The organism is Idiomarina piscisalsi, from assembly GCF_003987095.1.
Lineage (GTDB): Bacteria > Pseudomonadota > Gammaproteobacteria > Enterobacterales > Alteromonadaceae > Idiomarina > Idiomarina piscisalsi.
Genome location: NZ_PIQA01000003.1, coordinates 324,824 through 338,722, shown reverse-complemented (window position 1 = coordinate 338,722; position 13,899 = coordinate 324,824). Strand labels below are relative to the sequence as shown.

Genomic DNA, 13,899 nt, shown 5'->3' with positions numbered 1-13,899 from the left:
TGCTGTCACTCTGTTAGCTTTATAAGTAGGGATATACCGCTTCATGTTTAAAAAAATTCGCGGCCTTTTTTCAAACGATTTATCAATTGACCTTGGTACCGCCAACACTCTTATTTACGTTAAAGACGAAGGTATCGTCTTGAATGAACCTTCGGTTGTCGCTATTCGACAGGAGCGCTCAGGCGGCCCCAAGTCGATTGCTGCAGTTGGTTCGGCCGCTAAGCAAATGCTGGGGCGTACACCGGGAAACATTCGCGCTATTCGCCCCATGAAAGACGGCGTTATTGCTGACTTTTATGTGTGCGAAAAAATGCTCCAGTTTTTTATTAAACAAGTGCATGACAGCCATTATTTCCGTCCAAGTCCTCGGGTTTTAGTGTGTGTTCCTTGCGGGTCAACTCAGGTAGAGCGCAGAGCGATTCGTGAGTCAGCTTTAGGGGCTGGGGCTCGTGAAGTCTACTTAATAGATGAGCCTATGGCCGCAGCAATTGGTGCTGGCTTGCCTGTGTCAGAAGCTACTGGCTCTATGGTTGTAGACATTGGTGGTGGTACAACAGAAGTTGCGATTATTTCGTTGAATGGTGTTGTTTACTCCTCGTCAGTCCGCATCGGTGGTGATAAGTTCGATGAAGCTATTATTAGCTACGTTCGCCGTAACTTTGGTGCGCTTATTGGTGACGCGACAGCGGAGCGTATTAAGCATGAAATTGGCTCTGCGTACCCGGGTGAAGAACTGAAAGAGATTGAAGTTCGCGGTCGTAACTTAGCGGAAGGTGTTCCACGTTCATTTACACTGAATAGCAACGAAATTCTAGAAGCTTTGCAAGAGCCTTTGATGGGGATCGTGAGTGCAGTCATGGTTGCGCTAGAACAGTCACCACCAGAGCTAGCATCGGATATCTCAGAGCGTGGCATGGTATTAACCGGCGGTGGTGCGTTACTGAAAGACTTAGATCGCCTGCTTGTCGAGGAAACGGGTATACCGGTAATTATTGCTGATGACCCGCTTACGTGTGTAGCTCACGGTGGGGGTAAAGCATTAGAAATGATAGACATGCACGGTGGTGATTTATTCAGTTATGAGTAAGTCATGAAAACGCTGTTTGTCCGCGGCCCGTCTTTACTCTCCAGGCTAGTGCTCGCACTAGCCTGTTCGTTTCTGCTCATATTTATTGATCATCGGTTGCAAGCTATGCAGCCTGTTCGCGTGTTTCTTAACTCACTTGTTGCTCCGGTTCAGTATTTAGCAATACTGCCTGAACAGCTATTAGATAATTTTTCAGAGTCAGTCAAAACTACTGATCAACTAAGTGCGGAAAACAAAGCGTTAAAACAGCGGATATTAAAACTTCAAGGCCAACAGCAACAGCTACAGTTTCTACAGAATGAAAATCGCCGGCTTAGAGAGCTATTAGGCTCAGAAGCGCGGGAGTCTGCTCGCCGCATGGTCGCTGAGGTCATTGCAGTGGCGTCCGAACCATTTTCTCAGCAGTTGGTCATTAATAAAGGCACCTTAAGCGGTGTCTATGAGGGCCAGCCAGTGCTCGACAGCAGTGGTATTATTGGGCAAGTGCAGGATGTTGGCGGAAATACTGCTAGGGTGTTACTTATCTCCGACCAAAGCCATGCCATTTCTTTACGCTCTGAAAGAAACGACATTCGCGTGCTCGCTCAGGGTACCGGCGATATAGGTCGGTTAGAATTGATGTTTATTCCTCATAGTACAGAGCTACGAGAAGGCGACTTACTGATGTCTTCAGGATTAGGTGGCGTGTTTCCGGAGGGGTACCCCGTAGCGCGTATCGGCAGTATCGTGAGAGACGAGTCACTGCCTTTCGCTACCGTTTTTGCTGATCCGGTGAGCGCTTTGGACAGAGTCAGAAATGTCTTACTGTTATGGCCAAGTGAAAGCGAGCTGCAACCGATTTACGGGGGTGATAAATGAAGGTTGTGAAGCCAGGAATAGTGACTTTACTCGTCACCTATGTCATTGCGCTAACATTAATGGTCATGCCCATGCCGGCGACTTTTGACGTGTTCCGTCCGGACTGGGTGACTTTGGTCATGCTTTACTGGATTATTGCTTTGCCACACCGCGTCAGCATAGGAACCGCGCTTATTCTTGGCGTATTAAGCGACGTATTGCTCGGCTCTATTGTTGGTGTTCATGCACTTGGAATGGTTATTGTTGCTTACCTTGCGGCGAGAAACTTCCAACGCATTCGTAACTTTGCATTGATTCAGCAGGCAGTCGTCATCGCCGTTCTTATATTATTGAAGCGGTTTATCGTTTTTGAAGCCAATGTATTCCTACATGACGCTGAGTTTACTTTCTCCTATTTTTGGCCGGTACTTACCTCGGCGGTTTTTTGGCTATGGGTATTTCCGTTATTACGAAAAGTACGCCGTCAGTTTGGAGTGTCATAATGCGCATTGTCCTGGCGTCTTCGTCTCCCCGCCGACGTGAACTCTTACACTTTCTGCATCGCCCGTTCGACTGCGATGTGCCCGATATAGAAGAAAGTCGCGCTAATGCTGAAGACCCCGAAGACTACGTATTACGGCTAGCAAACGACAAAGCCTTAGCCGTTGCTAAACGACAGTCTGATGAATGTTTGGTCATTGGCTCAGACACACTGATTCGATGCAACCAAGACGTCATGGAAAAGCCGTTGGATTTTGAGCATTTCCAAAAGATGATGCGTCAATTGTCTGGACGTACCCACGATGTGCTGACATCGGTTGCCGTTTGTCACTGGAGTGGGCAGTGTTTAGTGGCGAGTGAGTCTGCACTTATTACCACGAAAGTTGAGTTCGCCGCATTGGCAGACGACGATATAGAGAGTTATTGGGCAACTGGCGAGCCACAAGATAAAGCCGGTGGTTATGGTATTCAGGGCTACGGCGGCAAATACGTAAAGCGCATTGAAGGTAGCTACTTTGCGGTGGTTGGCTTACCCTTATATGAAACAGAACAATTACTTCGCATGTTCGAAGTAACAGGTGGTTGAGATGAGCGTTGAAGTTCTTATGAACGTCACCCCGACAGAAACGCGGGTGGTTCTTGTTGAAAACGGTATTTTGCAGGAAGTTCATATTGAGCGGCAGGCGAAACGTGGTCTGGTGGGTAATATTTACATGGGCAAGGTGTCTCGTGTTTTGCCGGGCATGCAGGCGGCGTTCATCGATATTGGTTTAGATAAAGCCGCCTTCTTACACGCATCCGACATTGTCGTGCAAGTTGATGGTGACGACATACCTCAGCCTGATCGCCCTGAAAGAAGCATTACCGAGCTGGTTCATCAAGGCCAGCAAATTATGGTTCAGGTTGTCAAAGACCCCTTAGGCACTAAAGGGGCGCGGCTAACGACGGACATTACATTACCGTCCCGTTACCTGGTGTTTATGCCGAAAAGTGACCATGTGGGTGTTTCACAGCGTATTGAAGAAGGTGAAGAACGAGATCGTCTCAAGGAAATTGCGGAATCGGTCAGCACTGATGACGGTAAGTTTATTGTTCGTACTGCGGCGGAAGGTGCGTCCGAACAGTCATTAAAAAGTGATGCCGACTTTCTTTTCCGGCTTTGGGAAAAAATTAAAACGCGCAAGAAAAGCCAGCGTAAAGCTGGCATGCTGTACGAAGACCTGAACCTGTCCTGCCGTGTGTTACGAGACTTTGTCGGTGAAGAAATAGAGCGCATTAGGGTGGATTCAAAAGTCACTTTTGATACTCTCAAAACCTTTACGAAAGACTTTATTCCAGAATTAACCAGTGTATTGGAGTACTACACCGGTGACCGGCCTATTTTCGATTTATTTGATATTGAAAATGAAATGCAGCGCGCGCTCGATCGCCGTGTTGAATTAAAATCTGGCGGCTCGTTAATTATTGATCAAACCGAGGCGATGACCACCATTGATATCAATACCGGTGCTTTTGTTGGTCACAGAAACCTCGAAGAAACCATATTCAACACCAACATAGAAGCGACGCAAGCAATTGCCCGGCAGCTACGACTGCGTAATTTGGGCGGTATTATTATTATTGATTTCATCGATATGCGCGACGAAGAGCATAAACGTCGGGTTTTACATAGCCTTGAGCTTGCCTTGTCTAAAGACCGGGCAAAAACCACTATTAACGGTTTTACCACACTGGGGCTTGTTGAGATGACTCGCAAGCGCACCCGCGAGAGTCTCGAACATGTGCTGTGCTCGGAATGCCCGGTTTGCCAGGGACGCGGCACCATGAAAACAGTAGAAACCGTCTGCTATGAAATTATGCGAGAGATTGTCCGGGTACATAAAGCCTACGAGGCCGATAAGTTCGTTGTGTATGCGTCAGCTAAAGTCAGCGAGGCCTTAGTCAACGAAGAATCTCATGCATTGGCTGAACTTGAACTGTTTGTTTCACGTCAAATTACAGTACAGACCGAACCTCTGTATAATCAAGAGCAATTTGACGTGGTAATGATGTAGGTTAATGCGAGCACTGTCCTGGGTATTAAAAAAACTGTGGCTACTACTGGCTATTGCGCTGGTATTGGTTGCTGTTGTTCTGAGTTTGCTCCGCTACAGTCTGCCGTACCTTCCCGATTTAACTCAACCTCTTGAAAACGAGCTGGAAGCGCGTTTCCAGCAACCCGTTAGTATCAGCGACTTGTCCATGGCCTGGACGCAGCAAGGTCCATCTGTTGTGCTCGAGAATTTATCGTTGTCAGCAGACGACAACGCCAAAGTGAAGTTCAAAGTTGCCGAAGTGCATGTGGTTTTGAATTTTTGGCAAAGCATTGTTCAACAGCAATTTGTGGCTGATGAGTTTATTCTGGACAACGCCAATGTTGCTATTGATCTTCGCCAGTTAAACGATGTTTCGGATGATGACACCTTCGATATCGATAACCTTAGTGAGCTTTTCCTACATCAGCTTGAAAAATTCTCGATTCATCAGGGGCAGGTGTTTTTAACGAACTTACGAGGGGTTACTCGACGCATTGATCTTGAGCGTTTGTCTTGGGTCAACGAAGGGGCCCGGCACCGTGCGGTTGGTAGTCTGAGAATGGATGACTTTGCGACGAACGCACTGGATGTCATTGTCGATCTTAAGGGGGATACGTGGTCGGACTTAACCGGTCAGTTCTATGTCAATGCGCAAAATATTGATATTAGCCCGTGGCTGGAGGAGCGGTTGGGCGATGTTGATGTACAGGAGTCCGATGTCAATTTTACGGGCTGGTTGGATATTCAAAACGGGGAGTTGTTCGAAGGACTTCTGCAGCTTCGTCAGAACCGTATTACATGGAAGTATAAAGGCGTTGAGCAAGCGCACTGGTTAGATATTCCCGGTGGAAAAGTGATTTTAAGGCCGCAAGAGGATGGCTGGTTAATGAATAGTCTGCCAATGACTCTGAACTCTTCGGCTGGCAGTGTTCGGGTTCCCAGAATCGCTTGGCAGAATGAGAATAATATTCACGATATTAGTGTATCGAATGTCGATATAGATAATGCTACGTCGCTGTTAACACTGCTTCCGTTTACTTCGGAAGAAACAAGTCAATGGATTAAAAAAACAGGTATCAGCGGCCAGGTTGATGGTCAATATCGGCTACACCCTATTGTAGGAAGCCAATGGCGTGTCGATGGTAAAGGGTTATCGATTGAAGGTGGTAATAACACGCCCAGCGTAAGCGGCTTACGTATGAGTGTGAGCCAAATAAGTAATAAAGCTCAATGGCGTTTGTATGGCTCTGACGTTTCTCTGGCCAGTCGGCATTTATCTCCGGAGCAGGCCTGGAACATAAATGAGCTGGATTTGTCTGGCTCGTGGATGACGAATAATACTGGTTGGTCTGTTTCATTAACTAAAGCACAACTACAAGTCAATGACTTAAGATTGGCCGGAAGTGCTCAACTGTCTTCAAATAGCGTTTCAGGAAAAATGCATATTGATTCCTTCATTTATTCAAACGAACCGTTTTCGGTGGAAACCGCCCGTCAGTTATTGCCTCAGGCAATGGGCAAAGGCGTGCAAAGCTACCTGTCCGGAGCTTTGCAAGCCGGCCGGTTAAGCGGAATTGAAGCCGTGTGGCGGGGCGAAGTTGATAGCTTTGCCAGTGGCGGTTTTGAATCAGTGTTTAATGCCCGGGTGGGCTTTGAATCATTAAATTTTAAGTTCCAGTCCGACTGGTTAGCGCTTGAGAATACTCCTATTCATTTAGACTTTTATCAGAACAGCTTATTTATGCATGCCAAGACGGGAAGTATTGGTTCAGCCCGCGTCAATAATGTTTCTGCACAGATTCCAAACCTAACTGATGGCAGTGTTGGTTTACAAATACAAGCGCAGGCGTCGGGAGAAGCAGAGCAAGTTTATGAGGTTTTCCAAAACTCTCCGCTGGACTCAGTCACTGAAACCTTTAATCAGCTGAATCCGGAAGGTAAGGTCACGGGTCGTATGGAGCTCGATATTCCGTTCGATGAGTCGCGTGAGGTTGGTGTCTTTGTGGAAGCGCCACTTGCCGGTGTCCAGGTTACCGTTGATGCAATAAAGCAACAATTTAACGTTAAGCAAGGCATCTTAACCATTAACAACGCCAAAGTTAGTACCTCTGACTTAGTCATGAACTGGTATGGTATGCCGGTGACCGCGTCTGTTAATGGAGATGAGAGCCGCCAAGGTTATGAGCTGGCCATTCAAACGGCACTAGACTGGCAAACGGAGCCACTGTTTAAGCAATTTCCGTATGACCAGTGGGAAGAATTCTTCTACGGTGCTGTAAATGGTGAAAGTAGCGTAACGTTGCAGTTTGTGGGTGACAACTTCAATGTGGAAGCCGATGGCCAATACGACTTAACCGGCTTAGAAACCTATTTACCGGCACCGTTACAAAAGAGCTTTGGCGAAGGTTGGCAGTTCCGCTTTTCTTTAAATGGTCAGAATGATGATTATGTAATAAATGGGAATATTGACGAACGCGCAAACTTTGAAGGGGAGTGGCAACTCGACAAAGCCGGCTGGAAAAAAGCCACATTAACGATTGGCAATGACAATGAAGCGGATGATGTAAGTCGCGGTTTTGCTGTGTTAGCTCAGCTGGATGAAGCGGATATCGGTCGCTGGTATTCTCTTATTTATGCATTGGCGGGTGGAGAGTCGTCCTCCGAGCCCGCCAGCTCTGCAAGCAACCCCTGGTTACCCGACTCAATACACGTGTCGACACCTAACCTGAAATGGGCGGAGCAAAGCTTTGGCGCGGCCGATGTACGCAGTTGGCCAGAGCAGAATAAGTGGCAGGTGCAGGTGAACTCTGATAAAGCGGTGCTGAACGTCGGTATTCCTAAAGAGTTTATGAGCGAGGGTATTGATGTCAGAGCAGATTACCTGGTGCTATCCACTGATATCGAACTGCCAGACTCAGAGGGCGACGACGAATCTAAGTGGAACTGGCTTGGAAAAGTGCCACCGGTAACGGTCAATTGCCGAAGCTGCAGGATTAACGAGCATAACCTGGGGGAAGTCGATTTAGCCATCTCTCCAATAGAGGCTACGTCGCAGGTTAAAGGCTTTACCATTGACCGTCTAAATGTGACCCGAAATGGAGATAGCATTCAGACAAACGGAGTTTGGCGTTATGAAAATGAGCAGGCATATAGCAAGTTAAACGGTCGCTTGAACACCAGTGATTTAGGTGAGCTATTGCGCCAATTCGGCATAGAAACCGCAATACGCGACAGCTCTGCGAATATTGAATTTGATTTAAGCTGGGATGACCACCTGCATCAACCAAGCTGGCCGTCGCTAGATGGCGAAATTTCCTGGTCGTTAGGTAAAGGGTATCTTGCCGAAGTAAGCGACGGTGGTGCGAGGATATTCTCGATACTGAGTTTGGATAGTATTCTGCGTAAGCTAACCCTGGACTTTCGTGACATATTTTCCCAGGGTATGTTTTTTACTGAATTATCGGGGAGTGCCGCTATCGAAGACGGCGTGGCTCAAACCGATGATGCCCGGTTACTTGGCTCCGCTGGTGATATGGATATTCGTGGCTGGACAGACATGGCAAGTGGTGAGTTGAATTATAACCTGACGTACGCCCCTAAAGTGACCTCGAGTTTGCCGGTTATTCTGGCCTGGATGGTCAACCCTCCCAGCGGATTGGCGGCGTTGCTCATCGATAAAGTACTGCATGACGCCAAAGTCATTTCGAAATTACGCTATGAAGTGAGTGGAACCATAGAGAATCCGGTTGTTCAGGAAATAGAGCGTGACAGTCGCCCTGTTGATTTGCCAGAATTGGAGGAAGACTCAACTGACTCAGAGGTGAATGATGAAGAAGGTGCAACTGACCGCGGTGCAAATGAGCAGCCGCTCTAAACCTGAAGACAACCTCGACATTGTCAAAAAGCTTCTTAACAATCTCCCGTCTTCCAATTACTCCCATTTAGTGGTCCTTCCTGAAGCCTTTGTTTGCTTCGGCGCCGGTGACAGAGCGCAACTGGATATGGCTGAAAAATACAAAGATGGCGCTGTGCAAAGGGAGCTCTCTTCGCTCGCGAAGCAGCACGGCGTGTATTTGATAGGTGGTACCATTCCTATTGACGCGGGTGAACGCTTTTCAGCCGCATCGTTAATGTATTCGCCAACGGGAGAGCTTGTTGCGCGCTACGACAAAATACATTTGTTCGACGTAGATGTGGCGGACAACACTAAGCAATACCGCGAATCAAAATGGACTCAACCGGGCAGGGAGGTGGTTGCTGTAGACACTGACTGTGGTGCTGTCGGTATGTCAGTGTGTTATGATCTTCGCTTTCCGGAATTGTTCAGAGCGCTGCGTCAGGCAGGCGCCAATATTATTGCTTTGCCGTCCGGTTTTACTCGGGTGACGGGCGAAGCGCACTGGCACGCATTGGTTAGAGCGAGGGCGATTGAACAACAAGCCTACGTGGTAGCGCCAAATCAGGTTGGCGTGCATGATAACGGACGCGAGACTTATGGGCACTCCATTATTGTCAGCCCCTGGGGTGAAATTTTAGCGGAACAGGCAAAAGGTGAAGGCATTATTTCGGTCGAAGTCGACTTAGACCGAACCGAAGAAATACGTCAACAAATGCCGGTCGCCAAACAAAACCAATTTGAGGTAGTAAATATACATGACACTAAATGATTATTCGTTGTCTGAGAGCGATATTAGTAAAGCGTTGGCAACGTTATACAGCGGTACAATTGATTTTGCAGACATTTATCTGCAACACAGTGTCAATGAATCCTGGGTGCTGGAAGACGGCATCATTAAAAATGGCGCATTCCATATTGAAACCGGTATGGGCGTTCGAGCGGTGCAGGGCGAGAAAACTGGCTTTGCTTACGCTGATGAAATTACACTGGAAGCGCTTAAGCGCACCAGTGAAGCTGCCCGCGGTATTGCCCGTCAGGGGCAGAGTAAGTCGGTAGCGGCGTTACAGTCTGTGCAGGCCGCATCACGATATGAAGGCATTAATCCTTTAAATACGCTGTCGGAAGATGAAAAAATTGAGCTGTTAAAACAGACTGATGCTCATGCGCGTGCGCAGGACAGCCGAGTGTCGCAAGTGGTTGTCAGTTTAAGTGGCAGTTATGACGATGTACTGGTTGCTGCGACAGATGGCACCTTTGCTACCGATAAACGTCCGCTTATTCGTTTGAACTGCTCTGTTATTGCGGAGCAAAACGGCCGTCGTGAGCGCGGTAGCGCCGGTGGTGGAGCGCGCGTTGGTTACGAATTTTTTATTGAAGACACAAACGGCAGTACCCGTTGGAAGCACTTCGCCGAAGAGGCGGTTCGCCAGGCGCTGGTGAATTTAGAAGCGCGCCCGGCACCTGCAGGTAACATGCCTGTCGTTTTAGGGGCAGGTTGGCCTGGAGTGTTACTGCATGAGGCGGTTGGTCATGGACTGGAAGGAGACTTTAACCGTAAAGGGTCGTCAGCTTACTCTGGTCGTGTGGGTGAAAAAGTGGCGTCAGAGCTGTGTACTATTGTTGATGACGGCACTATGAATGACCGTCGTGGCTCTATGACCATAGACGACGAGGGAACACCGAGTGGTTACAATGTTCTGATTGAGAATGGCCGCCTACGTGGTTATATGCAGGATAAAATGAACGCGCGTCTAATGAAGCAAAGCGTAACCGGTAATGGTCGCCGGGAAAGCTTTGCTCATTTACCCATGCCTCGTATGACGAATACTTATATGCTGCCGGGCGAAAGTACGCCGGATGAGATTATCAGCAGTGTCAAAAAGGGCATTTATGCGCCTCAGTTTGCCGGCGGACAAGTCGACATAACCTCAGGGCAGTTTGTGTTTTCAGCGTCAGAGGCTTACTTAATTGAAGACGGTAAAATTACCGCGCCAATAAAAGGGGCTACCTTGATTGGTAACGGACCTGATGCTATGTCACAGGTTTCTATGGTCGGCAATGACCTGGAACTGGACGCCGGCGTTGGTGTTTGTGGTAAGGACGGTCAAAGTGTTCCTGTTGGTGTCGGACAACCAACCTTGAAACTGGATTCAATGACCGTTGGTGGTACGGAGTAATTAAAGAATAACGCTGCGCAGATAAACAAAAAGCTCGCGGGCCGCCTTAGGTGGCTTTTCCTGGGCTTTTTGCTGCTCAGCTAAGCGCATAAGTTGTCGGATTTTTTGACGATCGGCCTGAGGGTAGTTCTCGATAAAGCTTTGCAAGGCCTCGTCTCCGCCATTGAGGAGCGAGTCCCGGGCGTCTTCGACAGCGTGAAACTTAGTGGTTTCCTGCTGGTGCGCATTACGAAGGTCTGACAGCGCTTGTTCAATGGGCTCAATGTCCCGGGAGCGCATCAGTTTACCAATGAATTGAAGCTGGCGTCGGTAGCCTTCGTGTTTATTACGAATTTTACGAGCCAGTAATATGGCGTCACGAAGCTCATCGTCTAGTGGCATGCTCTTTAACTGAGCATCACTGAGCTCGACTAAGTCGGTACCGACCTTTTGTCGCTCTGCCATTTCGCGCTTTTTTTGTGACTTACTGACGAAATCGTCATTGTCATGAGCGTCGACATCAGAGGATGGTTTTTGTGATTTTCGTTTCGACATAATTACAACTCGATTAGCGCTAAAGCCGCTAGTTTAGCAGTGAGGAGAGTTTTTTGATAGTACAACTGGATGACCTTAATAAAGAGATGGGGCAGGTTGAGGCTGCGGTAAAAGAAGCCTTGTCACTGGCGAAGCAAAAAGGAGCCAGTGATGCGGAATGTTCTATTAGCCAAACTTCAGGTATTTCTGTAGGGACTCGTTTGGGTGAGGTCGAGACTGTCGAGTTTAATCAGGACGGCGCGTTAGGTATCACAGTATACCGAGGAAATCAGAAGGGCTCTGCTTCGACGACGGACCTGTCAAAGCAGGCTATTGAGGCGGCGGTCGAGAAAGCCTGTGACATTGCTCGCTTCACGTCGCCAGACCCATATAATGGCTTGGCCCCGGCAGAGCTCATGGCAACCGAAATTGCGGACTTAGATTTGTGTCATCCGGGTGACCAAAGCGCCGAATATGCGATTGAGCAAGCGCTTGCGTGCGAGAAGCACGCACTGAATCTCGATGACCGTATTGTGAATTCCGACGGCGCACACTACGGAAGTCATACCGGTTTCCGTGTTTATGGAAACACACACGACTTTATCGGCGGGTTCCTGCAGTCTCGCCACAACCTGGGCTGTGCGTTAATTGCCCGTGAAGGCGATAAAATGCAGCGGGACATGAGCTACACGGTAGCGAGAAAAACGTCGGACTTGTGGACGCCAGAGAAGGTGGCAGAAGACGCCGCCAGTGAAACGTTGTCTCGTCTGGGAGCCAGACAGGTACCAACCGCCAAAGTCCCGGTCATTTTCCGCGCCGATATTGCTGGCAGCTTGTTTGGGCATTTAGTGTCAGCTATTAGTGGTGGCAATTTGTATCGTAAGTCGAGCTTTTTACTCGACCACCTCGGCAAACAGGTGTTGCCAGAATGGCTGACCATTCAAGAGCGCCCACATATTGTGGGAGGCCTGGCAAGCTCACCATTTGATGCGGAAGGTCTAAAAACCAAGGACAGAACCATTGTTGATAAGGGAACGCTCGAAACCTACCTGTTGACGAGTTACGCGGCTCGTAAAATGGATATGCAACCAACCGGCCATGCAGGCGGCATACATAACTGGCGTGTAAGTCAGCAAGACAACTCGTTGCAGCAGTTGTGCCAGCAAATGGGAACCGGGCTTCTTGTAACGGAGGTCATGGGGCAGGGTGTTAATCTGGTCAATGGTGACTACTCACGCGGTGCCGCTGGTTTTTGGGTAGAAAATGGCGAAATTCAATACCCTGTAGAAGAGGTGACTATCGCCGGAAACTTAAAAGATATGCTGGCGAATATAGTCGCTATTGGTAACGATACGGATGATCGCCATGCGTTGCATACCGGCTCTGTACTGTTAGAGCAAATGAGTGTGGCAGGCCACTAAGCTTCCCTTTACGCGCTTAAGGCGGTTAAGAGAGTAACAGGGTTGCTGAGCCAAGGAAGGCGAAAATACCCACTACATCGGTGACCGTAGTCAGAATAACACCGCCGGCAAGAGCCGGGTCAATGTTAAAGCGTTTCAGTATCAGCGGTACGGTTGCACCGGCCAGTGCTGCTGCCAGTAAGTTCATCATCATGGCAAAGGCGATAATACCGCCGACCAGTAAATCCTGCTTCCAGAGCGCGACAACCGCCGCAATAAGTACCGACCAAATAACGCCGTTCAGAAAGCCTATTGCGAGCTCTTTACCGATTAACCAGCGAGAGTTACTGGAGCCTATATGGCCGAGCGCCATGCCCCGAATCACCAACGTCAGAGTCTGACTACCGGCAATTCCTCCCATACTTGGAACTATGGTATTGAGAATAGCCAGCACCGCCATTTGCGCTAAAATATCTTCGAATAATGAACTCACCATGGCGGCGAGCAAGGCGGTAACTAAGTTGACGGCTAACCAAACAGTGCGGCGGCGGGTACTTTTCAGTACGGGCGCGAAGGTATCTTCGTCGTCTTCCAAACCTGCCATACTCAGCATAGAGTGCTGAGCATCTTCGCGAATAATATCCACCACATCGTCGATAGTGATACGACCAACAAGCTGCTGGTCACTATCCACAACCGGCGCGGAGACCCAGTCATGACGTTCGAAGAGCTTTGCTACTTCGGTTTCTTCCATATCGACGGGTATGGTCGTAATATCTGACGACATAATTTCATCGATACGGCGGCTGGGATCTACGGTCAGTAATTGCGTTAGAGATATTTCACCGGTAACTTTTTCATTACGGTCGACAACATAGAGCTTGTCTGTTGCTTCCGGTAACTCCCCTTTAAGGCGCAGATAACGCAATACAACGTCGATGGTGACGTCTGAGCGCACCGTAATGGTATCAGTATTCATGATACCACCAGCGCTGTCTTCGGCGTAGGAAAGAGCGGTTTCAGCCCGCTCCCGGTCGCCTTCGTCCATCGACTTTAAGACTTCCTGATACACTGGCTCGGGCAAACCCCGTAACACGTAAGCCAAGTCGTCGGTATCCATGCCTTCAGTCGCGGCGGCCAGATTTTCCGGCGCCATCTGACGAATAATATCTTTCTGAACCTCTTCGTTCAGTTCTTCAAGAATTTCGCCGTGCTCGTCAATGTCGACAAGCTTCCAGATTTTCGAACGGCTTTTCGGTGGCGACGACTCCAGAAGTAAGGCAACGTCGCAGGCAGGCATGTTGTGAAGCATGCGTCGAGCGGCCACGAACATACCGTCGGCTAACGCAGAGTTAACCTCCTGAATTCTTTGCATGGCATATTCTTTATCGGACAGCTCGGCTATCATGTG

General features: G+C 48.7%; 11 protein-coding genes. 9 read left to right on the top strand and 2 right to left on the bottom strand.

Annotation, left to right across the window (positions count from 1 at the left end):
* Positions 1–43: 43 nt before the first annotated feature.
* The 8 genes from CWI73_RS06485 to tldD are packed head-to-tail and all read left to right on the top strand — an operon-like array spanning position 44 to position 10,575.
* The gene (locus tag CWI73_RS06485; RefSeq protein ID WP_053953085.1) at positions 44–1,087 is read left to right on the top strand and encodes a rod shape-determining protein; all 1,044 of its coding nucleotides are present in this window, start codon (positions 44–46) and stop codon (positions 1,085–1,087) included.
* Positions 1,088–1,090: 3 nt separating this feature from the next.
* On the top strand, positions 1,091–1,945 hold the full coding sequence (gene mreC / locus CWI73_RS06480; RefSeq protein WP_126752026.1) for a rod shape-determining protein MreC: 855 nt from the start codon (positions 1,091–1,093) through the stop codon (positions 1,943–1,945).
* A complete protein-coding gene (gene mreD / locus CWI73_RS06475; protein ID WP_126752025.1) occupies positions 1,942–2,427 on the top strand; it encodes a rod shape-determining protein MreD in 486 nt (161 codons plus the stop codon). The genes mreC and mreD overlap by 4 nt, the downstream gene beginning before the upstream one ends.
* A complete protein-coding gene (locus CWI73_RS06470; RefSeq protein WP_126752024.1) occupies positions 2,427–3,011 on the top strand; it encodes a Maf family protein in 585 nt (194 codons plus the stop codon). Before mreD ends, CWI73_RS06470 begins: the two co-directional genes overlap by 1 nt.
* A 1-nt stretch (position 3,012) precedes the next feature.
* The gene (gene rng, locus CWI73_RS06465; RefSeq protein WP_126752023.1) at positions 3,013–4,479 is read left to right on the top strand and encodes a ribonuclease G; all 1,467 of its coding nucleotides are present in this window, start codon (positions 3,013–3,015) and stop codon (positions 4,477–4,479) included.
* A gap of 4 nt (positions 4,480–4,483) precedes the next feature.
* On the top strand, positions 4,484–8,374 hold the full coding sequence (locus tag CWI73_RS06460) for a YhdP family protein (RefSeq protein WP_126752022.1): 3,891 nt from the start codon (positions 4,484–4,486) through the stop codon (positions 8,372–8,374).
* The gene (locus tag CWI73_RS06455; RefSeq protein ID WP_241968851.1) at positions 8,325–9,167 is read left to right on the top strand and encodes a carbon-nitrogen hydrolase family protein; all 843 of its coding nucleotides are present in this window, start codon (positions 8,325–8,327) and stop codon (positions 9,165–9,167) included. The genes CWI73_RS06460 and CWI73_RS06455 overlap by 50 nt, the downstream gene beginning before the upstream one ends.
* The gene (tldD, locus tag CWI73_RS06450; RefSeq protein WP_082343161.1) at positions 9,154–10,575 is read left to right on the top strand and encodes a metalloprotease TldD; all 1,422 of its coding nucleotides are present in this window, start codon (positions 9,154–9,156) and stop codon (positions 10,573–10,575) included. The genes CWI73_RS06455 and tldD overlap by 14 nt, the downstream gene beginning before the upstream one ends.
* On the opposite strand, the gene yjgA is transcribed toward tldD, so the two are convergent.
* Entirely contained in the window at positions 10,576–11,109 is a 534-nt protein-coding gene (yjgA, locus tag CWI73_RS06445) for a ribosome biogenesis factor YjgA (RefSeq protein ID WP_126752021.1), read from the bottom strand.
* Between the two features lie 86 nt (positions 11,110–11,195).
* On the opposite strand from yjgA, the gene pmbA reads away from it, so the two are divergent.
* Entirely contained in the window at positions 11,196–12,509 is a 1,314-nt protein-coding gene (gene pmbA, locus CWI73_RS06440; protein WP_198675161.1) for a metalloprotease PmbA, read from the top strand.
* Positions 12,510–12,534: 25 nt separating this feature from the next.
* Here pmbA and mgtE read toward each other — a convergent pair whose 3' ends face one another.
* Positions 12,535–13,896 (bottom strand): magnesium transporter, encoded by a 1,362-nt coding sequence (mgtE, locus tag CWI73_RS06435; protein WP_126752019.1) that lies wholly within the window; start codon positions 13,894–13,896, stop codon positions 12,535–12,537.
* Positions 13,897–13,899 lie beyond the last annotated feature (3 nt).

Bases quoted from the DNA above. Each gene is read 5' to 3' on its own strand.
- CWI73_RS06485 (WP_053953085.1), top strand. From the start codon at position 44: ATGTTTAAAAAAATTCGCGGCCTTTTTTCAAACGATTTATCAATTGAC.
- mreC (WP_126752026.1), top strand. From the start codon at position 1,091: ATGAAAACGCTGTTTGTCCGCGGCCCGTCTTTACTCTCCAGGCTAGTG.
- mreD (WP_126752025.1), top strand. From the start codon at position 1,942: ATGAAGGTTGTGAAGCCAGGAATAGTGACTTTACTCGTCACCTATGTC.
- CWI73_RS06470 (WP_126752024.1), top strand. From the start codon at position 2,427: ATGCGCATTGTCCTGGCGTCTTCGTCTCCCCGCCGACGTGAACTCTTA.
- rng (WP_126752023.1), top strand. From the start codon at position 3,013: ATGAGCGTTGAAGTTCTTATGAACGTCACCCCGACAGAAACGCGGGTG.
- CWI73_RS06460 (WP_126752022.1), top strand. From the start codon at position 4,484: ATGCGAGCACTGTCCTGGGTATTAAAAAAACTGTGGCTACTACTGGCT.
- CWI73_RS06455 (WP_241968851.1), top strand. From the start codon at position 8,325: ATGATGAAGAAGGTGCAACTGACCGCGGTGCAAATGAGCAGCCGCTCT.
- tldD (WP_082343161.1), top strand. From the start codon at position 9,154: ATGACACTAAATGATTATTCGTTGTCTGAGAGCGATATTAGTAAAGCG.
- yjgA (WP_126752021.1), bottom strand. From the start codon at position 11,109: ATGTCGAAACGAAAATCACAAAAACCATCCTCTGATGTCGACGCTCAT.
- pmbA (WP_198675161.1), top strand. From the start codon at position 11,196: ATGGGGCAGGTTGAGGCTGCGGTAAAAGAAGCCTTGTCACTGGCGAAG.
- mgtE (WP_126752019.1), bottom strand. From the start codon at position 13,896: ATGATAGCCGAGCTGTCCGATAAAGAATATGCCATGCAAAGAATTCAG.